This window comes from Colwellia sp. BRX8-5, from assembly GCF_014077325.1.
GTDB lineage: Bacteria > Pseudomonadota > Gammaproteobacteria > Enterobacterales > Alteromonadaceae > Colwellia_A.
Genome location: NZ_JACGVR010000004.1, coordinates 18,177 through 42,905 on the forward strand (window position 1 = coordinate 18,177; position 24,729 = coordinate 42,905).

Genomic DNA, 24,729 nt, shown 5'->3' on the forward strand with positions numbered 1-24,729 from the left:
TATAAATAACTCACTTAATTCATGTAACTCGTATAAAGCATTAGGAATAAAGAAAATGACAGATCAAACAATTAAACAAGAGACAACCCAAGTAAAAGCAACTTTACCAGCCTATTTTGGCGAATTTGGTGGTATGTTTGTTGGTGAATTATTAGTCCCTGCCCTTGAGCAGTTAGAGCAAGCATTTATTGACTCACAACAAGACGAGAGCTTTTTAACTGAGTTTAATGACCTACTAACAAATTACGCGGGACGTCCGACCCCCCTGACCTTAACCCGGAATTTATGTAAAAATCCATTAGCTAAAATATACTTAAAGCGCGAAGACTTATTACACGGTGGCGCGCATAAAACCAATCAAGTCCTTGGCCAAGCATTACTCGCTAAACGTATGGGTAAAACAGAAATTATTGCCGAAACAGGTGCTGGGCAACACGGCGTAGCTACAGCTATCGCTTGTTCACTATTAGGTTTGAAATGTCGAGTATATATGGGCGCATTAGACTGTGAACGTCAACAACCCAATGTATTTCGCATGAAATTAATGGGAGCAGAAGTTATCCCTGTTACTGCAGGCTCCGGCACCTTAAAAGATGCCGTTAATGAAGCTTTGCGTGACTGGTCTGCAAACTATGAAAACGCTCATTACTTGTTAGGCACAGCCGCAGGTCCTCACCCGTTTCCAACTATCGTTCGTGAATTTCAAAAAATGATCGGCGAAGAAGCTAAACAGCAAATCCTTAAACAAGAAGGTCGCTTACCCGATTATGTCATTGCTTGTGTGGGTGGTGGTTCAAACGCCATTGGTATATTCCATGATTTTATTAAAGAGAGCAGTGTAAAATTAATTGGCGTTGAAGCGGGTGGCAAAGGTGTTAATACCAATCAACATGGTGCAACTTTAGTTGCCGGTACAAAAGGTATGTTACACGGTAACTACACTTATATTATGCAAGATAAATCAGGACAAATAGAGGAGTCGTACTCGGTTTCAGCCGGTCTAGACTACCCAGCTGTTGGTCCGCAACATGCCTTTTTAAAAGATACGGGTCGAGCTCAATATGTGCCTATTAATGACGACGAAGCGTTATCAGCTTTTAAACTGTTAGCAATGAATGAAGGTATTATTCCAGCACTTGAACCATCACATGCCCTTGCTCACACGATTAAAATGGCGGAAGCGGTTACTGAGGAAACCGTATTTCTTGTTAATTTATCAGGGCGCGGTGACAAAGATTTAGCGCATGTGCAAACAGTGTTACAAGCTGAAAATGAAGCAAAAATTCAAGGAGAAGCAAAATGAGCTTAGACACAACGTCAAACAAGCAGATGACCACACGTTATCAGCAAACTTTTGCTGAATTAGCAAAAAAGAATCAAGGCGCTTTTATTCCGTTTGTGACCGTAGGCGATCCAAGTATTGAGCAGTCATTTGAAATAATCAAAGCTTTAATCGATGCTGGCGCAGATGCATTAGAATTAGGTATTCCATTTTCAGACCCAAGTGCTGATGGTATTACTATTCAAATGGCGGCATTGCGTGCACTCAACGCTGGGGTAGACACTGATGTTTGCTTAACTATTTTAGCAAAAGTTCGTGCTTACGCGCCTGAAATCCCAATCGGTTTACTACTTTATGGAAATTTAGTTTTTGCTCGTGGTATTGATGATTTTTATAAAGATATGGCTGCTGCTGGTGTTGATTCAGTGTTAATTGCTGACTTACCTTTGCGTGAAAGTGCCCCGTTCCGTGCTGCTGCACTAAAGTATGGTGTTGCGCCAATATTTATTGCTCCGCCTAACGGCAGCGAAGAAACATTAAAGCAGGTTGCAAAATATAGCTACGGCTACACCTACGTATTAAGTCGTGCGGGTGTAACGGGTGTGGATACGCCTAAAAGTGCATCGGTAGAAGCTACTAATCCTGCTATTCATTTAATTGAAAAGCTAAAAGCAAATAATGCCTCACCGGGCGTGATAGGATTTGGTATTTCTAACCCAGAACAAGTTAAAGCAGCACTTGCAACCGGTGCCGCTGGCGCAATAAGTGGTTCTGCCGTGGTTAAAATCATTGAAAATAATCTTGATGATAACCAAGCAATGTTAGCGGCATTAACACGTTTTGTTCAAGAAATGAAAGCAGCGACACGTTAATAATAAACGCCTGTTTATTATCTATAAAATTAAATAAAGCCAGCTGAATTAACATCAGCTGGCTTTATTTTTATCACTATGTTTTGTTAACTTGCTAATAAAATCTTATTAACTATCACGTTTAAATAATAAATATAACGCTATTGCATTATTTATCACTAGCGGACTTTTTAACTTCGTTAGTTTTTCAAAAATAGCTCGTCTGTTATCTAAACTTTAAAATCACACACCTAAATATATTAAGAATTACGATACCATTCAAAACAAGCTATATGATGAAAAAATTAAAGTATAAATTTAGATAAAAAAAAACCTTTATATACCGGTAAAATTCCAGTAAACAAAGGTTTTAAACGTAATTGCAGGGTAATTAGTTACCCATTTTAGCCCAAGTATCGCGTAAACCTACCGTGCGGTTAAATACTAACTTATCACCTTGTGAGTCTTTATTATCACGACAAAAATAACCTTGACGTTCAAATTGAAAGGCTTGTTCAGGTTTAGCATTGACCAATGATGGCTCTACTTTAGCGTGACTAATAGTAATTAACGAATCTTCATTCATCACACTCTGAAAATTTTCTGCAGCAGCAGGATTTGGTACATTAAATAAACGGTCGTATAAACGAATTTCTGCATCAATAGATTGCTGAGCAGCAACCCAATGAATAACACCTTTTGGTTTAGTACCATCTTCAGGGTTTTTACCTAAGGTATCGGCATTATAATTACAATAAACGGTCGTAACATTGCCTTCGCTGTCTTTGTCACAACGTGTGGCGGTAACAACATAAGCTCCACGTAAACGCACAGCTTTATCAAGTACTAAACGTTTATATTTTTTATTAGCTTCTTCACGAAAGTCTTCCGCTTCAATATAAAGTTCTGCGGCGAAAGGAACAATGCGAGTACCTTGTTCATCATCACTTGGATGATTTTTTACTGTTAATTCTTCTACTTGATCTGCTGGATAGTTTTCTATTACCAATTTAATCGGGTCAAGTACCGCCATAGCACGAGGTGCATTGTCATTGAGGTCTTCACGAATACAAGCTTCTAAAACTCCAATTTCAACGGTATTGTCCATTTTAGTAACGCCAATACGTTTAGCAAACTCACGTAATGAGCTCGGAGTGTAACCGCGACGACGAAAAGCAGCAATCGTTGGCATACGCGGATCGTCCCAACCATTTACAAGCTTTTCATCAACTAACGTATGAAGTTTACGTTTACTCATCACCGTATATTCAAGGTTTAAACGTGAAAATTCATATTGATGTGGTACAACATCAATCGATACATTTTCAAGTACCCAGTCATATAAACGACGGTTATCTTGAAATTCTAATGTACAAAGTGAATGGGTAATACCTTCAATAGCATCAGATAAACAATGGGTAAAATCGTACATCGGGTAAATGCACCATTTGTCGGCTGTTTGATGATGATGAGCAAAACGAACGCGATAAAGAATCGGGTCACGCAAACACATAAAGCTTGATGTCATATCAATTTTAGCGCGAAGAACACATTCGCCTTCTTTACATTTACCGTCTTTCATTTTGGCAAAAAGTGCTAAGTTGTCTTCAACACTCGTATCACGATACGGGCTATTTTTCCCTGGCGCTTTGAGCGAACCACGATGTTCGCGTGCTTCATCCGCATTTAAGAAACAAACGTATGCCAAGCCTTTCTCAATTAATTCAACAGCAAAACCATGCAATTGATCAAAGTAATCAGAGGAGTAATGAACCTTACCCGCCCAATCAAACCCTAACCATTTTACGTCTTCTTGAATTGAGTTAACGTAATCAATGTCTTCTTTTTCAGGGTTGGTATCATCGAAACGTAAATTACATAAGCCTAGGTAATCTTGAGCAATGCCAAAATTTAAACAAATTGCTTTCGCATGGCCAATATGTAAAAAACCATTGGGCTCAGGTGGGAAACGAGTTTGTACACTCGAATGTTTACCACTTTCAAGATCCGCATCGATAATTTGACGAATAAAATTTGTTGGGCGTTTTTCAGCTTCCGACATCCACAAAACCTCTAAAAAGAATTTAAACTACGTTATTTTTCGGCATTATAACAACTGTTAATCAAAGGGAATAGCGCTTATCTTGGCAAATTATAAATTTTACGCATTAAGGGCAAAAGTTGCTTAATAATTAAATAAATATCGGCTTATTCCTAGAAAAATCAATTAACGTCTGATTATCATCAATAGGTATTTACCTAATCCCCATAAAAAAGAGAAGTACCGAACGGCACTTCTCTTTTATAAAGATTTTTTACTGCAATAAGACTTTAGCTTAAGCTTTTTTATTCGCTATTTTTTATTCGCTATATAGGTATCAACTAATTGAGCTAAAACATTTAAGGGTACTGGACCATTACGAAGTACCACATCATGAAACTCACGAATATCAAATTTCTCAGCAAGTTCGACTTTAGCGTGTTCACGTAGCTCAATAATTTTTAACATGCCAATTTTATATGCGGTTGCTTGTGACGGCATAACAACATGGCGCTCTACCATTTTTACAGCGTCAGACTTAGCATTTGGCGTATTTGCGACATAATATTCAATACCTTGAGCTCGCGTCCATTTTTGTGTATGGATACCGGTGTCAACCACTAAACGACAAGCTCTCCATAACTCCATAGCTAAACGACCAAAATCAGAATAAGGGTCTTGGTATAAACCAATTTCCTTCGGGATCATTTCTGAGTACAAACCCCAACCTTCGGTGTGTGCGGTATAACCACCAAATTTACGAAATTTTGGAATATTTGTTAGCTCTTGTTTTATCGCTATTTGCATATGATGACCAGGGATCCCTTCGTGATAAGCAAGCGCTGCCATTTGATAAGTTGGCATCGCTTGCATATCGTAAAGGTTAGCGTAATAAACTCCTGGACGAGAGCCATCAGGTGCAGGCTGTTGATAAAAAGCTTTACCTGAAGATTGTTCTCTAAAAGCTTCAACCGCTTTAACCTTTAGCTTAGCTTTAGGTTTGGTTAAAAATAAACTGTCTAAACGTCCTTCCATATCATCAATTAAAGCAACAGCTTCATCTAAGTAACGTTGTTTACCCGCGTCATCAGCAGCGTAATAAAATTGTTTGTCATTTCGCATGAATTCAAAAAACTCGCCAAGTTCGCCTTCAAAGCCAACCTTTTCCATAATTACGCGCATTTCACCGTGAATTCGAGCCACCTCACTTAAGCCAGTTTGGTGAATTTGGTTAGCGGTTAAATCTGTTGTGGTGGTGCGTTGTAATGCATTATTAAAGAATGCTTCACCTTCTGGGAATTTCCATGCGCCGTCTCTGTTGTCTGCTTTTTTTGCTAGCGTTTCTAAATAACTGACTAATTGCTGATATCCAGGCTTTATGCTGCTCATTAATGCGGTATTAACCTCTGCTAACAGCGTGCTTTTTTCAGCGGCATTGATCTCAAGTTTATTCACCTTTTTAGTGAAGTCAGCTAAAATCGTACTGTCTTTTCCTTCTTCAAATGGAGCACCTGCAAGAATATTTTGAGAGTCACGAATAACGTGAGGAAAAACAAACTTAGGGGCGATAATACCTAAGTCTTCACGCAATTTTAGTTGTGTCGTTAATTGTTCTAAAAGTACTTTAGCACCCTGCACTCGAGCAATATAATCTTGTGCTTCTTTGACATTGCTAATGGAATGCTGATTAATTAAAAATGCAGGTAAACTTGAGTGTAAGCCACGCATTTGATTTACAGGATAGTTATGAAAACGCCACTTATGGTCAGCAATTGTATTTTCTAATTTTTGTACCAATAAGTGATAGCTGATCATTGTCTGCTCATCGAGTTTTTGACTATCGATGGCTTTAACACGTTGGAGGTTTTCATGAGTAATCGCTAATTCTTTTAGCGTGTTTTCTTCTGAAATATCATCCCATTTATCATAATCTGTTTTTATGCCTAAATAAGTTTGCATCATCGGGCTTCGTGCAACACCTTCATCAAAAATAGCATCAAATATTTGGTTAGCTTTTTCTGATTCAGACAGTGCTTTAATCGCACTTTTTTTCTCAGCTTCCTTTGAGCTTGTTTGTGGTGTATCAATACCTTTTTGTTCTGTGCAAGCGGCAAGTAATGAGCTAGAAATAGCCACTACCAGTAATGTACTTTTGAAAGTCATAAGTATCTCTTTTTATAGGAATATATAGTTACATTACAATAACTGTAAATGTTCTGAATTTAAAATGCTTTTATCTAGTCTTGATCAAAAATGATAGTGTTGGCAATAGCTGTTCGACAAATCGCATTGTAATTACGATAAAAGGAACTTTACCTTTTTTATTTTTTATAAGACATAAAAAAGAGCTTATACCGAGGTAAAAGCTCTTTTCAATTAGAGTAGAATTTATATTTTTATGATTAACAAAGGAAAATTTATTCTCAAGAATTACTGAATATAAATAACCACGCCTAAAACCTAATTTTTATAAATATCTGAAGGCTTAAGTTTTAACACTGTTCTTTTAGGTTTATCATCGTTATCTGTTGCTTTAGTGGCATTGGGGTTTATGTATATTTTGCTCACTTTAGGCTTAGCTGTTTGATAGTCTTTTTTTGGTAACTCAGGTTTTTTTACCGTTTCAACTTCACGCTTTGGGGTGAATTTTTCAGGTCGATTAACATGATATTTGGTATCAATGGCTTGAATAAAGTTTCTCAAAAACTGATCTTTACACTCGCGGTAATGTTTGTGATCGGGCTTACGAAAAAATGCACTTAATTCAGGTTTAGTCATACGTATACCTGAGGTAGACATCATATCGAGAACATCTTCTGCGCGCAGCGCTAATGCTATTTTTAATTTGTTGAGCACAAGATTGTTATTCATTCGTTTTTCAGCTGGCGGTGTTTCACCATCACGGGCGCCACGTTTGTCAATAATTAAACCGTTCAAAAAAGTTGCTAGCTGAACATCGGTGCAGTTAACAACTTGTGGATCATCTTCTTTTTTCAACCAATAACTGATTTGTTCACGACTTACCGTTAACTTTGCTAAATTAAATAGGTCGATCATCTTTTGATCATTAAAATTAAAGGTATATCTTAAACGACGTAAAACATCATTATTGGTCACGAAACTCTCCAAAAAACACAGCAGGCTCTACCCAATGTAAAGCTGGGCCTTATTATATCACTATAGTTTTTTAAACAAAAAAGTATTTACTCGTTCTTAAAATTTAACCATAACTCATGTTAAGATAATGCGCTGTTTTAGACGCCTTATTAACAATCATTATTTGATAGAGAAATCATGAGTAAAACTGCTAGCTTATTTGAACCTGTATTAACTAAACGTCGTGGCAAACATGCTGATAAAAAGCATTGGACTAATTTACTAGGTAGTAGTGACACGCTAGCTATATACCATGGCGCCCTCAATGCCGACGCTCCGATGTTGTTATTAACCAATGACACCCAGTCAGCATTGCGTTTCGAGCAAGAATTAAAAAGTTTAAATAAAAAGCGGCAACTGCCTATTTGCTTATTTCCTGATTGGGAAACATTGCCCTATGATACCTTTTCACCGCATCAAGATATTATTTCCCAGCGACTAGCAACGCTTTACCAATTATCAAATATGAAAAGTGGCATTATTATTGTGCCGGTTTCAACATTATTACAACGCCTTGCGCCAACGCAGTATTTGCGTACGAATAGTTTGATCGTAAAAGTAGGTGATAAAAAAGACTTACATCAAATGCGACAAAATCTTGAAGCCAGTGGTTATCGCTGCGTAGAACAAGTAATGGAGCATGGTGAATTCTCGGCACGTGGTGCAATTCTCGACATATTCCCTATGGGCTGTAAAACTCCGTTTCGCTTAGATTTTTTTGATGATGAAATTGATGACATTCGCTTGTTCGATCCTGAAAACCAGCGTTCAAGTGATAAAATAGATGAAATAAATTTATTACCCGCACACGAATTTCCGACCGACGAAGCAGCAATAAATTTATTTCGTCGTCAATACCGAGAAGAATTTCCTAACACCATTCATAAAGAGTCAATATATCATCAGGTCAGTGATGGTATTTTGCCGGCAGGTATTGAATATTACCTCCCCTTGTTCTTTGAAGAAACGAGCACTTTGTGTGACTATTTAGGCGAAAACACACGGATAATGCTCAGTGGCGATATTGATAAAGCTATTGAACAGTACTGGCTTGATATTGATTACCGATTTGAAGAACGTCGTTATGATCTGACTCGGCCATTATTACCCCCCAAGAAACTCTTTTTAAATAGTGAAGAGTTTTATCGTGCCTTAAAACCTTTTGACCGAATTTCAATAGAAAAAGTGCCGGTAATAAACGCGTTACAAGAAACTGACAGTGACGACATTGAAAAGTCAAAAGCCGGTCATATCCGTTTTGATGTCACTCCCTTACCTGATGTTACGGTTAATCATCAACTGAAACAGCCTTTTGAATTAATCAATAATTTTATTCGCGACAAAGAAACCCCAGATAAGATTTTATTTGTTGCCGAAAGCCAAGGCCGTCGAGAAAGCGTTTTAGAGTTATTAGAGCGTAACCATATCAAGCCACAATATTTTGACGATATTGAAAGCTTTGTCGCAAGCCCGGACAAACTTGGCATCACAGTGAATACCCTCAACAGTGGTTTTATCTTTCAAAGTAAAGGCACCGCTAAGAAAAATGCGATAGCCCTAATCACCGAAGATGAACTTTTAGGAGAGCGGATAAAACAAAGTCGCCGCCGTACCAAACAACAAACTATTCAAGCGGATGCTATTTTTAAAAACTTAGCCGAGCTTTCAATGGGACAACCTGTTGTCCATTTTGAGCATGGTATTGGTCGCTACATGGGCTTACAAACCATTGAAAACAGTGGCATAACCACTGAGTTTCTAGTTTTAATTTACGCAGGTGAATCAAAGCTTTATGTACCGGTTGGCTCATTGCATTTAATTAGCCGTTATTCGGGCGCCGACGCAGAAAGTGCACCGTTACATAAATTAGGTAACGATACTTGGAGTAAAGCAAAACAAAAGGCCGCTGAAAAAGTGCGTGACGTGGCGGCTGAACTACTCGATATATACGCCAGCAGAGCCAGTAATAAAGGTTATCAATTCAAACGTGACAAAGCTGAGTATCAAGCTTTTTCAGACAGTTTCCCGTTTGAAGAAACCTTTGATCAAGAGCAAGCCATTAAAGCAGTAGTGTCTGATATGCTCAGCGATAAGGCCATGGACAGACTCGTTTGTGGAGATGTCGGTTTTGGTAAAACTGAAGTTGCGATGCGTGCCGCTTTTGTTGCCGTTAACGACGGCAAGCAAGTGGCTATCTTAGTGCCAACAACCTTGCTTGCCCAACAACATTATGAAAACTTTCGCGACCGTTTTGCTAATTTACCGGTTGCTATAGAAGTATTATCACGTTTTAAAACAGCCAAAGAGCAAAACGTTGTTATTGCCGATGTTGAATCAGGCCAAATAGACATTCTGATCGGCACCCATAAGTTATTGCAAAATAGTATTAAATATAAAGACCTAGGTTTATTAGTGGTCGATGAAGAACATAGATTTGGTGTAAAGCAAAAAGAAAAAATCAAACAATTACGCAGCAATGTTGATATTTTAACATTGACCGCAACCCCTATTCCACGGACCTTGAATATGGCGATGGGCGGCATGCGCGATTTATCGATTATTGCCACACCGCCGGCAAAACGCTTAGCGGTAAAAACCTTTGTTCGCGAACGTGACGACGCCCTTATTCGTGAATCTATTTTACGTGAAATCCTTCGTGGTGGTCAGGTTTACTTTTTACATAACAACGTTGATACTATCGATAAAACCGCTGCAGATATTCAAAAACTGCTGCCAGAAGCAAAAGTAACCACCGCCCATGGGCAAATGCGCGAACGTGAACTTGAACGCATTATGGGCGACTTTTATCACCAACGTTACAATGTATTAGTTTGTACAACGATTATAGAAACAGGTATCGATGTGCCAACAGCTAATACCATTATTATGGACAGAGCCGACCATTTAGGTCTAGCGCAACTCCATCAATTACGAGGCCGAGTGGGTCGTTCACATCATCAAGCTTATGCTTATTTATTAACACCACATGTTAAACGTATTACTAAAGATGCGAAGAAACGTCTTGAAGCTATTGCGTCTCTTGAAGATTTAGGCGCTGGTTTTACCTTGGCCACACACGATCTCGAAATTCGTGGCGCAGGTGAATTATTAGGTGAGGGACAAAGTGGTTCGATGAGCCAAATCGGCTTTACCCTTTATATGGAAATGCTCGATCAAGCTGTTTCAGCGTTGAAGCAAGGCAAACAGCTTTCGCTTGAAAATATGACCGCTAAGCAAACTGAAATTGAATTGCGGGTACCGGCGTTACTACCAGACGATTATATTTTTGATGTCAGCTTACGGTTAAGTATTTATAAACGTATCGCCAGTTGCGGCAATAAAAATGAACTTGACGAAATTCAAGTAGAATTAATTGACCGTTTTGGCTTATTACCGCAGGCTGCTAAAAATCTAGTCCATATTGCGAAGTTACGTTTAAAGGCCCAAAAAATAGGGGTTTCTCGTATCGAAGCAGGTCCAGCAGGTGGCTCTATTGAGTTTAGCGATGAGACAAAAGTTGATCCTATGCTTATTATTGGTCTTATTCAGCAACAGCCAAAAGTTTATAAATTAGTTGGCGCTAATAAACTCCAATTTAAAATTGCCACTGAAGACAGTAAATCACGCTTTATTTTAGTGACATCTATGTTAAATGATTTAGTAAAAACAAAAAAATAACCGTAAGATAACAGAGTAGACTCAATGCCTTAGTTTACAATAACAAGGCAGGTTATAACTCTTTGGATGATTAATGAATTTAAAACATTTAGCGCTGCTCTGTGCAGCCTTAATATTTTCACAACAAACCAGTGCCGCTGATAAAGATAATGACGACCGCTGGTTTGAAGTGGAAGTGATCCTGTTTAGTCAACTGGGCGATAAAGCGCAATTAAAAGAGAAGTTTCCAAATAATACGCTTTTACCCCAATACCGAAATATTATTGACTTGTTAGGCCCCTACCTTAACCCTGATATCGCCAGCTTAAAACAGCAATTACCCCGTTGTGATAATCCTACTTATGCTCAATCACTCCTTGAGCAAGCTATAACGGCCATAAAAGAACAGCCTTACTATGTTGCTAAAAGCTTAGCTGAATTACAAACGCTTTCAGCCCAAACGATAGACGAGTCGTTAACCGATCCATCAATATCAAAATTTAGCGATGGCACACATAGACAAGTGGCTTTAGACAATATCGATGATAGCCCAGCGTCGATAAATAATTCATTAAAAGCGTATGACAACAGCAGCTTAGCTATGCCATTACCAAAACAAGTGATGAGTGAAAAAGAATTAACGCAACGCTTAATGTTACTTGAGCAAGCAGCGGCTGAATTTTCAACTTTGCCCTTAACTTATACCAACGAAACTGCCTCATTTACCGACGGTATTTGTACTATTTCTGTAGAGGAATTTCAGCACTTTAATCAATCAACCGATGCTTATGCTTATCAAAGTTATAACGCTTTTAATATTGAGCAAGTACCGCCTACTATTAATAATATTGAAAATATCTATAGTGATGAAGACTACTTACTTAATAAAGAATCATTACAACTTGACGATATTGTTAAAGAAATAGCCCGCAGTCGAAATTTCAAACCATTACTGCATTTTGGCTGGCGTCAAAAGACAAAAACTAAACAATTAGCTGTGCCACTGAAAGTTATTGCCGGTGAAAATTTTGCTGAACAATACCAAAAAGAATTGCAACAATTTCAACAGCAACGCAAACAAGCACAAAGGCAAGAAGAGGCCCTGCATAGCGTATTATACAAAGATACTTCGGCCCAAATAGAAGGGTCAGATGAAACAGTAAAAGAAAAAATAATGGCAGAACGTTTACAAGAGCTGCTGATAAAGCTACCCAATTTACCTACTGAGACAAAAAGTTTACTCGCTGAAATAGAGCAAGATATAAACGACACAGCGGTAATATTGAATACTAACACAATGCAGGCAGCCCCAATAAAGCCTCCTCAAAATTGGACAGTAGAGGGTTTTATCAAGGTAGAAGTTGACTTTTATTTACATATTACCGCTGATCTTAATGTAATGAATATGTCGTTAGCCGAACAAGCAACGCAAAAGTTATTACCTGGTGATAAACAAAAGTCATCGGCAATTTTAAAAACGATAAACTTTAAACAAGACAGACGAGTCAGAAGCACAGAAATACACTATTTTGATCATCCTTATATCGGTATGATTATTCGTATTCTGCCTTATGACAAACCCACTAAGGAAGTTGAACAGTCAACTCCACTTAACTAAATAAAGAGATGAATATGGACAAAGAAATAGAAATACAAGCTGCTGTTTTTCGTCGATTACTGGCTCACTTAGACAGTAGAAAAGATGTACAAAATATTGAGTTAATGAATTTAGCGAGTTTTTGTCGTAATTGTTTTTCTAAATGGACCGTTGCTGAGGCTGAGAAGTTAGGTGTTGAAGTAGATATCGAGACCGCTCGTCAGCAAATTTATGGTATGCCCTATAGCGAATGGAAAGAAAAACATCAATTGCCAGCAACAGCAGAGCAAATGGAAAAATTTAATCAGTTACAAAAGAAGTAAACAATTTAGCGCAATTAAATTTTCACTGATATTGCATATTGAGTCGTTCGGCGATCATTTCTGTCGCGTGACTCTAACCAACGTCCGCGTTTATTTTTTAAATGACGTCGATCAGCAGATGAGCGGCGTTCAGGTCCTGTCCAAAGCACTTTTTTTATTCCCACTCCATTTTTCACATCATCTGCTACATCGGGCAGACTTGCTGCTGAGTTCATTTGACGATTATATTTATTAGCTTGGCGCTTATCTTTTTTTGATTGAGCGATTTTTACTTGATTGGCCGCAGGCAATAAATCTATCAGTACATCCACTTTACTTGTCCGTTCATCAGTAATTGTCTTGTTGTACATTTAATCGGCAACTAAGAATAAAAGTTTAATCTTTTATATAAATAGTACTGCTAGGCTAACTGACGATTATTTTCAGCCATGGTTTTGATACAAATCAAATAGATGTTCTTCAGCAAGCCATTTAAAAATATGCTCAGGTAAAATGCTGTTATCGTTATAAATAAGTAAAGACTCAGTATTATGGATAAAGCCACGCCATCAATAAAAAAATGGTTAGCATTTGGTTGGTCAAGTTTCATCAAAACTAAAACCATCAGTATAGTATTTAGCAGCTTTTTTTGCATTATCGCCGGTCTACTCTATTGGTTATTATTACGCATTGGTGCCGATTTAGTTATCTTTCCTTTTATCGCCGGTTTTTTCATTGTTGCTCCTATTCTTATTATTGGTTTTCAGCAAGTTGCAGGTCTATTAGAAAAAAATAAAATACCTACATTTAAAGACTTAATTGCGATTAAGGGACAAAAAAATAAAGGCATTTGGTTTTTAATCTTTATTCTATCCTTGTGTTATTTTATTTGGATAACCGATGCTTTAGTGATTTACGGACTGTATTTTGGCATAGAGCCCTTACCTTTAGACCACACTTTCATTACTGATCCAGCGTTAAGAGAATCATTACTTTGGTTTTTACTTTACAGCGGTTTAATCGGCTGGGTAACTGCAGTGATTGGCTTTTTACTCGGTGTGTTTTCTATACCCTTGATTATTCACCAACAGTTAAATTTTGTTGATGCGGTAAGTATCAGTGTTAAAACCGTATTTAAACATAAAAAATTAATGTTTAAATGGGCGCTAACCTTAGTCATGATAACGTCTTTAACTTTAGTGGTAGCACTACCGCTATTAATTATTGTCTTTCCTGTGTTGGGTTATGCAAGTTATGCGGTTTATGCTGACTTGTTAATCAACAAGGATAATAGCCCGTAATATTGTCAACACTCGAAAACAATACCTTGATAATTCAAGTAAAGCTATTTACCTCAGCATTCGCTAAATAGCGCCACTTGCCCACTTCAATACTCAATTAATTTTACCTGTTAATTGACGAACTAAACCAACCCCTTTATTAGCAACACCGGCAAATATTTGTTTAAGCTAATGGTGTTTACCTTCGGTGATAGTCGTTAATACTTATTTTTCATTTCCCCTTTATAGCTCGACATCTAAGTTAGTTGCTCATGTTTTTCAAGAGGCTTCAGGGTAAAGTGGTTAATTGGCTAAGCTGACTTGTCTGACCATATGGCCTTACGTAAATTGTTTGTCTTATAGTGAATAAGTAAAATAACGATGCTGCAGTTAATTGTTGATGCTAGGATATATGACACCCCATCAGAATTGTTTAATATAAAATAAAAATTCATAAAAATTAAATATTTTAAGTGTTTATTATGAAAGACTTAAAATTGTGTCTATACTTCTCAGGACATTAACTAACGGCGCGGTAATATCACTTGAGTCTCCTATCAAAGAATAAGAATCAAACTCATATTTTAATTATTCTCATTCTTATCTTCGTTGCCATTGGCTTTACCCAATTTTTAATTATGCAGTTCTTGCCTTGGATACAAACCTTATTTCCATTTTTACCTGAAGCGTTATTGAACGCTATATTACTGAGCCTATCGATTACACCGATTATTTATTTATTAATTAGAAAGCATATTATCGATGTATCATCTGACGAATCAAACATTCGTAAAAAGCTTATAATTTCTGCCGGCTTACCTCTTATTATTGCTATTACATTAATGCTAAATATTGTTCACAATAAACAACAAGATATTTCAATTTTACACAATACTGAAAGCATAATAGCGTTGGATAGTAATATTGCTAAGCTCATTGATGCCCTCAACAAAGAATTAGAACTCAGTGCGCTTTTTTTAATTAGTCTTGATGAAAAATCAGCAAAAATTTCGTCAAATACTCGATCACTAGATGACTTGAAAGTACTCCGTATCGCTGTTGATACATTGCTGTTGTCAATAAAGAAAAGCATGACATCTGAAGACATTGTTGTTGGCGAATTTAATCAACAATATGTTGCTGAGCTAAAGTCAGCGTTAATAACTCTTAGAGAAGGGATTGATGCTAACAATATATCTTGGCAGCAAATCATTGATTTTCATATTGATTGGAAAAATGATTTTTTATCAAAATTACAATCATTTTCAGATCAAATAAGAAATAAAAATATTGCAAAGATGCACAGTAATTTCCTTATTTTATTGAAGTTGAAATCTTTAAACCTGCTCAATAGTACTATTTTAACAGTGACCCTTGAAAATGAAGAAACAAATGATAATACCATTGACATACGTCCACTTAAGCTAAGTATCCGCCAACAAAATAGTCAAGAAAGACTGTATAATAATATATTTATCTCTTCACTATTTAAAGACAACGAAAGCCATGTAATTCAATTACTTGATAATAAAACAATAAGTGAAGCTAATCGACTTCAAAATGTTTTGCTCGAACGGAATACTGAGGAGCTTGTCGCTCAACTAAAAACTTCTATAGGCTATAATGGACTGATACATCAATTTAAAAATTATCTACTGCGTGATGATGAAAAATATCGAATCGCTTTTTTAACGCTTCATAGTGATGTAGAACAACTTATCAGTAAGTTACGAACGCTTAAACAATATAATCGTAAAGCCTTGTATCAGCTTGACAGTTTTTCAGCTGTATTGAATCAATATAAACAAACGTTGTCAGATATTTCTCAATATAGACAGCAAGGAAAATCGGCATCAGAGATTGACCAATTGGTTATTATTAATGATGACCCCGCCAATGAAGCATTAGAGTATTTGCAAAACCATTTATGGGAGAATGATCCTTTATACACCTTAGGGGTGCTTAAAAATAAAAACCTAATATTACAAAGTATTGAAAATCATCTCTCTGCACAAATACAAAAAACGCTCACCCATTTGTTGGTAGAAAAGCGAAATGATTCTTACATATCCGCAGTAACTGCACTTTTACTCAGCCTTTTCGTTATTGCACTTTTATTGCTTATTAGCCGAAATATTAATGACTCATATCAAGAAAGAATTGCTGCACTTAATAAAGCGGAAGAAGGCGCGAAATTAAAGTCAGAGTTTTTAGCAAATATGAGCCATGAAATACGCACCCCCATGAACGGTGTATTAGGCATGCTAGGTTTATTACTTAATAGTAAACTTGATGATGAACAAAAACACCGAGTTAATATCGCAAAATCTAGTGCTGACTCCTTATTAACTTTAATTAATGACATTCTAGATTTTTCAAAAGTTGATGCGGGTAAACTCGAACTTGAATACTTAGATTTTAATTTAAGAAACTTATTAGGTGACTTTGCTGAAGCTATGGCCTTACCTGCTCAAGATAAAGGTTTAGAAATAATCCTAGATCTTACGGGTATAAAAGAATCGATGATCAAATCAGATCCGGGCAGAATTAGACAAATACTGACGAATCTTGTCGGCAATGCAATAAAGTTCACAAATCATGGAGAGATAGTTATTACCGTAAAACTCATCACTAAAAAGAGTAATTATGGTGATGAATTAATATTACATTGTCAGATATCTGATACAGGAATCGGCATTCCGGCAGATAAAAAAGAAGGGCTTTTTTCAGCATTTAGTCAAGTAGACTCATCGACGACACGTAAATATGGGGGCACAGGGCTTGGGTTAACAATAACGAAAAAACTCTGTAATTTAATGCACGGCGATATTAATGTAGTTGATAAAATGGGTGAAGGTAGTTGTTTTGAATTTAGCTTATTAGTTGAGAAAAGTAAAAATTCGACCCTAGTTATACCCGAAATAGATATTTCGGCATTGCACATTTTAATTGTTGATGACAATAAAACCAATCGCGATGTCCTTCGCTCACAGTTACAGCTGTGGGGGGCAAATATTGAAGAAGCTGATAGCGGTGATGCAGCATTGGCTCTATGTAAAAAGCGATATGAAGATACCGGCACACCCTTTTTTGATATTGCCATACTTGATATGCAAATGCCTAATATGTCAGGAGAAACCTTAGCGAAAAAATTAAAAAACCAACAAGAATTTAAAGCAATGAAACTCGTTATGATGACCTCTATGGGTGAAAGAGGTGACGCAAAACATTTTGCAGATATTGGTTTTAGTGCTTATTTCCCTAAGCCAACAACAACATCAAATCTATTTAAAGCCTTATCTGTAGTTGCTCATGGAGGAGAAATACTAAAGCAAGCGTCACCATTAGTTACTCATGATTATGTTAATGCAATGAAAATAGTAACAACAGAGGATAAAAAACCATTATTCGTTTCATCTGCCAAAAATATAAGAATATTAATTGTTGAAGACAATCGCATAAACCAAATGGTCGCTTTGGGTGTTTTAGAAGAATTAGGATTCACAGCTGACGCAGTAGCAAACGGCTTAGAAGCACTGATAAGCTTAAAAGAGTCATTAAAAAGCCACCCTTACTCTTTGGTCATAATGGATTGCCAAATGCCAGAAATGGATGGCTATGAAGCAACACGACTTATTCGCAAAGGAGATGCAGGCCAAAAGAATAAAGTTATTCCTATCATTGCGATGACAGCAAATGCAATGCAAGGAGATAAAGAGAAATGTTTAATAGCAGGCATGGATGACTACTTAACAAAACCTATAGAAATAAATAAAGTTAAAGCTAAATTAAAGTTATGGCTTGGAGTAACAGCTGATAAAGAAGAGCGTTTCGATACTGATACCTTAAATTCAGACCACCTCACCTTAAGTAGTCAATCAATTGAAAAATCTAAAAGTGAGCATGATAGCCCTTGGCACAAAGCTCATTTATTAAAACGGCTGGGTGGAAACCCTAAAAAAATGACATTATTGGTAAAATGTTACCTAGATGATAGCGAAGAAAAAACACGCGAACTGCAAGAGTCAATAAAGGCAGAAAATTGGCAAAAGATAAATTATAACCTGCATTCAATTAAAGGTGCAGCAGGTAACTTAGGTGGAGCTCAAGTACAAAACTTAGTCACTAAGATAGAAATACTATCAAAAGAAAAGAATATAACGGCATTGAATGAGAGCATAAGTGAATTATATACCGCATTGGAGACGTTTAATTCATTACTTGCTGACCACTTAAAAGCGCATTAAATTTTCATCACTTAACTTGGTGAGAAGCACCATGAAAACTTTATCAGCTTGACTATTAATCAGAACAATTGATTACTGAGTTTCTGTATCACTAGTGGCTAAATCCGCTTTTATGTCCCAATAAATATTAAGCCAAGATAAGCCACTGTTTTACATAAATATATAAAAATCAGTTGCAGCCCTGATAGATAATTAATATGGAAAACGCTCAAAAAACGCCTAGATATCTTATTGCATTCTTATACTGTAAAACTTCCGGTGATGGCTATTTGGCTGACTTTTTCTTCATTTGAGATAGCTTTGTTACTCGAGGCAAAGACAAAGATAACAGTCAGTGAGGGTCACAACACCAAAGTAGCCAACTAAAAGCTATTTACCTCGGCATCCGTTAAGTAGCGCCACATGCCTAATTCAACATCTAAGTTAATTTCGCCGATTTGCTGGCGATGTAAACCAATCACTTTATTACCAACAGCAGCAAACATTCGCTTAACTTGATGGTACTTACCTTCGGTGATGGTCAGTAATACTTCTTTTTCATTGAGTATTTCTAATTTAGCTGGCAGAGTCAGTTGATCTTCTCCTTGTAACTGTAAGCCAGCTGTAAAGCGCTCAATTAGCTCCGCTGACTTTTCAGATAATATTGCATTACGTAAATTAACGCGGTAAACCTTGGCGCAGTTTTTTTTGGGTGAAATAATATTATGCGACCAACGGCCATCATCGGTAACTAATACTAAACCTGTGGTATCTGCATCTAAACGTCCAGCAATGTGAAGATCAAACACTTTATCCACTTCAATATAATTGAGTAAAGACGGATAAACTTCATCGATATTACTGCAAATAGTATCTAAGGGTTTATGCATCATGATATAACGAGAAGTGCGCGCCGTGAGCGCTTCACCGTTAACAGTAACGCTGTTATTTTCATGCACTTGTGTTGCTGCGTTCTTAATCACCTCACCATTAACTAGAACATCCCCCATTTTTAGCAGTTTCTTCGCTTCACTTCGGGTCAGTTCAGTGCTCTTACATATAAATTTATCAATACGCATGGTTAATTAGGTCAGTGTTTAGTCATTATAAGTATCGCTATTATCCTTCATAGTCAGTAAGAATCAACAAAGAAAAATAAAAAGCCAGTAAGCGAAATCAATTTAACCAATTTTAAAAAGCACTTGTCAGGTTAATAAATCAATATTGCTTTTTTATAAGCTTAAAAAGTGAGCTCAACTCATTAAACACTTACCCTTTTTTATCAGTATTGAAAGTTACGATTTACAGCATAAGATCAGATATCATGCTAACGACATGCCTGCAATTTTATGCCAGTAACCATTACATTCTTCAACACCATTTAGTGGATAATGTTTAGCTTGATTAAGCTGTTCTCTAAAGGTAGATATTTTAGTAAAGGCGTTCACACTGTCTGCACTTATACGGACAATATCGACGCCTATTTCCGCCATATTCGGTACTTCATTTATTAAGTTATATTGATAGCCCGACATTGTCTGTATGCCATTTAGTACAAAAACACGTTCACCTTCACGACTGTTCATTTTCCTGCCTAATGGGTATTTAATACAACAGAGCTCGCAATTGTCTTTAGCTTTGTCTTCAGAACGAGCGGTAAAACAACGAGCAGAATAAGCCAATGGCATATAACCCCAAGCAAAGACTTCACACTCAAATTGTGAACGAACATTATCTTCCTCTGCCTGTAGTAATAATGTTTTTAGCCAATCACCTGATAACTCAACAGGCATAACCCAACGACTCATCCCTTGCTTAATTAAGACTTTCAATGTTGATAAGTTATAACAATTGATTGCTGGACCCACAACAAATGGCATTTTCAACTGATGCATAATTTGTACAGCGCTAAGGTCATTCGCTTCAATAAGCAGGTCGCCATTATCACAAAGTTTTCGCATGGTTTGGATTTCAGCAGGTGATTCAAGTAGGGTCATGGTTGATAGAACGATTTCTTTATCAAGGTCACACGCCAAGTCTTTTGCTAAGCCAATCCAATCTTTAGCACGCAACTGGCGGCGTTTAGAACAGACTGTTTCACCTAAATAAATAATATCCGCTGCGCTATCTTTAGCTTGTTGATAATAAGTTTCAACTTCAGCTTTGGGCCAAAAAAACTGACTAGGTCCAAGAGAAAATTTCATAGTATTTCCAATTTTTATTATGCTGTTTAAAATAAGGCTATCGTGCAAAGTAAGTTCGTTTAACTGCCGTCATTAATGCCTATGCAAATAATGGCAAGCTACGAGCATGGATAAACAAATATTTAGCGCTAAGCGCTTACCTTATTGCCATTTACGATGGTAAGCGCCAAGTGTCGTCTGCGTGCCTTCTGAAAGGTTCGCTAAGGTGTTCATCCACGCACCTTCAACGGCAAAATTGTCTGGGTTTTGTTTAAATCGGTCAATGGCACTACGCCATGTTTTAGTAACCTGTTCAACATATGCAGGGCTTCGCTGTCGTCCTTCAATTTTAACTGAAGCGATCCCCATTTTACTGAGATCAGGAATAAGCGCTAAAGTGTTCAAACTGGTTGGCTCTTCAAGCGCATGATAAATATTATTATCAACCTCAAAACGTCCTTTACACAATGTTGGATATCCTGCTTTTTCATTGGGTTGATAACGGTCTATTAGCACACCATTTAAACGACTCTCTAAACCTTTTGTTGTTTCTTGCCAGCGAACATATTTTGCTGGTGAGCAAGCGCCCGCAGTATTTGGTGACTCACCCGTCATATAAGAAGACAAATAGCAGCGCCCTTCCGACATAATACATAAGCTACCAAAAGCAAAGACTTCAAGCTTTACCGGGCTTATTTTTGCTAATTGTCTAACTTGCCCAATCGAGAGTACGCGTGGCAAGACCACGCGTTCAACGGCGAAGTTATTGGCAAAAAAGTTTATTGCTTCAATGTTAGTGGTTGAGGCTTGCACAGAAACATGACGTTCAACATCAGGGTACTTATTCGCAGCATAATCAAGCACGCCCAAATCGGCGATAATCAAAGCATCCGTTCCAATAGCCACGGCGTTATCAACAGCTTTTCGCCATCGATGTTCACCGCCAGCATGAGCAAAAGTATTAATGGCAACGTGTAATTTTTTACCATGACGATGTACATAATCAGCAGCTTTTTCAAGCTTGCCATCATTAAAGTTTAATCCAGCAAAATGACGGGCATTGGTATCATCTTTCATCCCAATATAAACGGCATCAGCGCCATTATCTATGGCAGTTTTAAGTGCAGGCAGGTTACCTGCTGGGCATAAGAGTTCCATAAGGTAGACAATATAATTAATAAGAATAAATGTACGCGAAGTGTAGCGCTAAAAAATTTGTACTTTTTTGACCTGAAATAACTTCTTTGTTTTTAATGCTGTTTGATAATATTTGTCCCTAAACTTGATCTACCCCCAAATAATAAATAAACAATTAGGTAAACTTCTCTTATGACTCCTTTTAAATGTTGCCTCAATTTTGCTTAATATTACTGAATGTTCAAACTTACTTAGCGCTGTAAATATTAAAAGAATCCCGCTAGCCTTTAGGGCTACTGTAGTTACTTTAGTGCCTAAAATATTAAAACCAACGTTAAGTGTCGTACCTTACAGCCTTCAAAAAAAGTTATTGTTGACCGCACTACAATCGGTATTTAAAGAAGCCTTAGCCGACAATGACTTCGCGTTTTTAGAAGATAAATGGCTACATATTTCAGTAACCGACTTGGCATTAAATTGGTTACTCAGCTGTAACAACGGTCAATTAATTATGACCGAAGATAACCAAAGACAAACAGCTGACGTAAGCTTTTCAGCCAGTAGTGATGACTTACTATTAATTGCTGGGCGTAAAGAGGATCCCGATACCTTATTCTTTCAACGACGATTAAAAATTGTCGGTGACACTGAGCTAGGGCTTGAAATAAAAAATTTGATTGATGCGCTTGATCTTGAACATTTGCCCAGTATCGTTCATAACGTGGTTAACCGCCTTGCTATTATTGTCCAACAGACAAACAATAAAGTGATTTAATATAAAGACAAAAACATCACGTCAATGCCGAATACTCAAATACAGATCCAAGAGTAACTTTAAAGATACGGGTAAGTTTTTTCAGAAACTAAATAAACCTTAGTTACTCGGCAATTCATTACTTGCTGAACACGTCAAAGAACATTAAAGTTTCACTAATCATATCAATGAGAAACACTATGGAACTTTTACAAGGTTTACTGTTAATTAGTTCAATTCATTTATTAGCTGCCGCTTCACCTGGGCCTGATTTTGTTTTGGTGTCTCAACAAACACTAAGCCATGGCAAAAAAGCCGGTTTTATGTGCAGTATTGGCATTGCACTCGGTTTATCGATACACATAATTTATTCTGCTTTAGGCTTAGCTGCTGTTATCGCTAACTCAGCAACAACGCTATGGGTAATTAAGATCTTGGGGGGCTGTTACTTATTATATTTAGGTATTCAGGGACTCCGTGCAAAAGCCTCGACACAAATCAGTAACAAAGCGGATTCAAAACCCTCGATGAAACGTTCATCCCTCAAAAATATCGGTGTTGGTTTTCTATGTAATGCTTTAAACCCAAAAGCGCCGATTTATTTTGTCGCGCTTTTTACCGTGGTACTTTCTCCTGATTTACCGTTATTACACTTAGTTATTTATGGACTTTGGATGATGGCTATTCAACTCGCTTGGTTTTCGTCTGTGGTCGTTTTGCTATCTCAGCCAATAATAAACGAAAAATTTCAACGCTTGGGTCATTGGATAGACCGAATTTTAGGCGGAGCAATGATACTTATTGGCTTAAAAATATTGACCAGTAAAATTAATTAACATCACTGACGAGAGGAATAACTGATGGCGGTAAAAAAATACCAGACCTTTAGCGAGTTTTATCCATTTTATTTAAGCCAACACCAAAATATTATCTGTCGACGCTTACATTTTATCGGTTCGTCGTTAATAATATTACTGATTATTTATTGTATTAGCTATGCGCTATGGCAAGGCTTATGGTTTATTCCCGTGATAGGTTATGGATTTGCTTGGCTGGGACATGTTTTCTTTGAAAAAAACAAACCTGCCACATTTACCTATCCTTTCTATAGTTTACTCGGCGACTGGGTGATGTTTAAGGATATGTTGACAAGAAAAATTAAATTTTAACTGAATTAAGGCATAACGATAAACACTTGCATTCAAAAAATGCGATAACAAAACCTTAACAATCAGTTAAAACAGCGACTTAGCTATTTTAACTTTAATGTTTACTCCATATTAACCAAGAGTGAAATAGCCAATAACACTAATAACCTGCCTTTTATCGATATTGAACGAGAAGGCAGAAAGTTTTTTGAATGCACTTTATTATATCGCTAACTACCCTATATAATTATCAAAAAATTAAATTAAGATCCGCTAAGATCATTGCTGCCCTTCTCTGTATATAACAAAATGTAAAAAAAACCAATCATGATGTACAAAATATTTGACACTGAGTATGTTAAGTCTTATGCTAACTCATGTCAAATATAGTAGACACAGTGTCAAAATTATCAACCTAGGAAAGCTCATGTCTTACAGAGAAACCAGTATTTTAGTATCACTTTTAATTACCCTCGGTATTTGGAGCAATTATGCATTGGGTGTCGTCAATTTATATCAGCGGCAATTATTCTCAGTAGAGGCTATGTATGGCTTATTGTTTACTGCAGTAATTTATACGATTTTTTTAGAAGTTGTTTTACAAACTATTCTCGCTATTTTTAAGTATAGAGAAGCAAATGATAAAAGTGATGAGCGTGATAAAATAATTTCAAGGCGGGCAAACTCATATGCTTATAAGGTATTGTCCTTGGGTGTTTTCTGTGTGACCTTCTATATTCTATTCCCCGCACTATCAAAATTTACTTTTTCAATGCCTGGTTTAGCTAAAGAGTATGAAGTTATGCATTTAATTATTGCCTTTTCTTTGCTTGCCGAAATTGTTTGTTCGTCAGTTAAATTAGTTTCTTATCGTCGAGGCTATTAATATGGCTAAAGTTATTACCAATAACATTAGAAAATTGCGCTTTGAACATCAAGAAATGACTCAGCAAAAACTTGCTGATAGCGTTTCAGTCTCTAGGCAAACCATAATAGCCATTGAAAAAGGAAAATATTCTCCCTCTTTAGAAGTTGCTTTTAAAATTGCAGATATATTTGAACAACCGATAAACCAAGTGTTTATATATCAAGAGCAGCGTTAGCGGATGAAGACT

Annotated in this window: 19 protein-coding genes; 12 read left to right on the plus strand and 7 right to left on the minus strand. The window is 36.8% G+C overall.

What is annotated here, in order from left to right; all coding sequences use genetic code 11:
- Positions 1-55: 55 nt before the first annotated feature.
- Together trpB and trpA are read left to right on the plus strand one after the other, a co-directional pair.
- A complete protein-coding gene (gene trpB, locus H4J62_RS04075; RefSeq protein ID WP_182215716.1) occupies positions 56-1,303 on the plus strand; it encodes a tryptophan synthase subunit beta in 1,248 nt (415 codons plus the stop codon).
- Positions 1,300-2,154, plus strand: coding sequence for a tryptophan synthase subunit alpha (gene trpA / locus H4J62_RS04080; RefSeq protein ID WP_404842392.1), 855 nt, complete (start codon positions 1,300-1,302; stop codon positions 2,152-2,154). Before trpB ends, trpA begins: the two co-directional genes overlap by 4 nt.
- A 370-nt stretch (positions 2,155-2,524) precedes the next feature.
- Here the strand turns inward: trpA and glnS are convergent, their stop codons facing one another.
- The 3 genes from glnS to H4J62_RS04095 form a co-directional block, all read right to left on the minus strand.
- A complete protein-coding gene (gene glnS, locus H4J62_RS04085; protein WP_182215714.1) occupies positions 2,525-4,195 on the minus strand; it encodes a glutamine--tRNA ligase in 1,671 nt (556 codons plus the stop codon).
- 291 nt (positions 4,196-4,486) lie between these two features.
- A complete protein-coding gene (locus tag H4J62_RS04090; protein WP_182215712.1) occupies positions 4,487-6,337 on the minus strand; it encodes a DUF885 family protein in 1,851 nt (616 codons plus the stop codon).
- 297 nt (positions 6,338-6,634) lie between these two features.
- On the minus strand, positions 6,635-7,291 hold the full coding sequence (locus tag H4J62_RS04095; RefSeq protein ID WP_182215710.1) for a DUF1456 family protein: 657 nt from the start codon (positions 7,289-7,291) through the stop codon (positions 6,635-6,637).
- A gap of 177 nt (positions 7,292-7,468) precedes the next feature.
- On the opposite strand from H4J62_RS04095, the gene mfd reads away from it, so the two are divergent.
- The 3 genes from mfd to H4J62_RS04110 all read left to right on the plus strand — a co-directional run bounded on the left by mfd (position 7,469) and on the right by H4J62_RS04110 (position 12,907).
- The gene (gene mfd / locus H4J62_RS04100; protein WP_182215708.1) at positions 7,469-11,008 is read left to right on the plus strand and encodes a transcription-repair coupling factor; all 3,540 of its coding nucleotides are present in this window, start codon (positions 7,469-7,471) and stop codon (positions 11,006-11,008) included.
- 73 nt (positions 11,009-11,081) lie between these two features.
- Complete coding sequence (locus tag H4J62_RS04105; protein ID WP_182215707.1) at positions 11,082-12,605, plus strand: CsiV family protein; 1,524 nt, start codon at positions 11,082-11,084, stop codon at positions 12,603-12,605.
- Between the two features lie 14 nt (positions 12,606-12,619).
- Entirely contained in the window at positions 12,620-12,907 is a 288-nt protein-coding gene (locus H4J62_RS04110; protein WP_182244405.1) for a DUF1244 domain-containing protein, read from the plus strand.
- A 14-nt stretch (positions 12,908-12,921) separates the two neighbouring features.
- Here H4J62_RS04110 and H4J62_RS04115 read toward each other — a convergent pair whose 3' ends face one another.
- The gene (locus H4J62_RS04115; protein ID WP_182215703.1) at positions 12,922-13,257 is read right to left on the minus strand and encodes a hypothetical protein; all 336 of its coding nucleotides are present in this window, start codon (positions 13,255-13,257) and stop codon (positions 12,922-12,924) included.
- Positions 13,258-13,437: 180 nt separating this feature from the next.
- Between H4J62_RS04115 and H4J62_RS04120 the strand changes: the two genes are divergently transcribed.
- Together H4J62_RS04120 and H4J62_RS04125 are read left to right on the plus strand one after the other, a co-directional pair.
- The gene (locus H4J62_RS04120; RefSeq protein WP_182215702.1) at positions 13,438-14,187 is read left to right on the plus strand and encodes a DUF2189 domain-containing protein; all 750 of its coding nucleotides are present in this window, start codon (positions 13,438-13,440) and stop codon (positions 14,185-14,187) included.
- A 524-nt stretch (positions 14,188-14,711) separates the two neighbouring features.
- On the plus strand, positions 14,712-18,413 hold the full coding sequence (locus H4J62_RS04125; protein ID WP_182215700.1) for a response regulator: 3,702 nt from the start codon (positions 14,712-14,714) through the stop codon (positions 18,411-18,413).
- A 362-nt stretch (positions 18,414-18,775) separates the two neighbouring features.
- On the opposite strand, the gene H4J62_RS04130 is transcribed toward H4J62_RS04125, so the two are convergent.
- From H4J62_RS04130 to H4J62_RS04140, 3 genes are all read right to left on the minus strand, one after another.
- Positions 18,776-19,471, minus strand: a complete 696-nt coding sequence (locus H4J62_RS04130) for a pseudouridine synthase (RefSeq protein WP_182215698.1) — start codon at positions 19,469-19,471, stop codon at positions 18,776-18,778.
- A gap of 243 nt (positions 19,472-19,714) precedes the next feature.
- Positions 19,715-20,596 carry a U32 family peptidase gene (locus tag H4J62_RS04135; protein WP_182215696.1) on the minus strand — a complete coding sequence of 294 codons (882 nt, stop codon included), beginning with the start codon at positions 20,594-20,596 and terminating at the stop codon, positions 19,715-19,717.
- A 141-nt stretch (positions 20,597-20,737) separates the two neighbouring features.
- Complete coding sequence (locus H4J62_RS04140) at positions 20,738-21,733, minus strand: peptidase U32 family protein (RefSeq protein ID WP_182215694.1); 996 nt, start codon at positions 21,731-21,733, stop codon at positions 20,738-20,740.
- Between the two features lie 289 nt (positions 21,734-22,022).
- Between H4J62_RS04140 and H4J62_RS04145 the strand changes: the two genes are divergently transcribed.
- From H4J62_RS04145 to H4J62_RS04165, 5 genes are all read left to right on the plus strand, one after another.
- A complete protein-coding gene (locus H4J62_RS04145; protein WP_182215692.1) occupies positions 22,023-22,487 on the plus strand; it encodes an SCP2 domain-containing protein in 465 nt (154 codons plus the stop codon).
- A 179-nt stretch (positions 22,488-22,666) separates the two neighbouring features.
- A complete protein-coding gene (locus H4J62_RS04150) occupies positions 22,667-23,302 on the plus strand; it encodes a LysE family translocator (protein ID WP_182215690.1) in 636 nt (211 codons plus the stop codon).
- 24 nt (positions 23,303-23,326) lie between these two features.
- Positions 23,327-23,635, plus strand: a complete 309-nt coding sequence (locus H4J62_RS04155; protein WP_182215688.1) for a DUF962 domain-containing protein — start codon at positions 23,327-23,329, stop codon at positions 23,633-23,635.
- A 406-nt stretch (positions 23,636-24,041) separates the two neighbouring features.
- Positions 24,042-24,500, plus strand: a complete 459-nt coding sequence (locus H4J62_RS04160; protein WP_182215687.1) for a hypothetical protein — start codon at positions 24,042-24,044, stop codon at positions 24,498-24,500.
- Between the two features lies 1 nt (position 24,501).
- Positions 24,502-24,717: a helix-turn-helix transcriptional regulator gene (locus H4J62_RS04165; protein WP_182215685.1), complete on the plus strand. Its 216-nt coding sequence runs from the start codon at positions 24,502-24,504 to the stop codon at positions 24,715-24,717.
- The last annotated feature ends 12 nt before the right edge of the window (positions 24,718-24,729 follow it).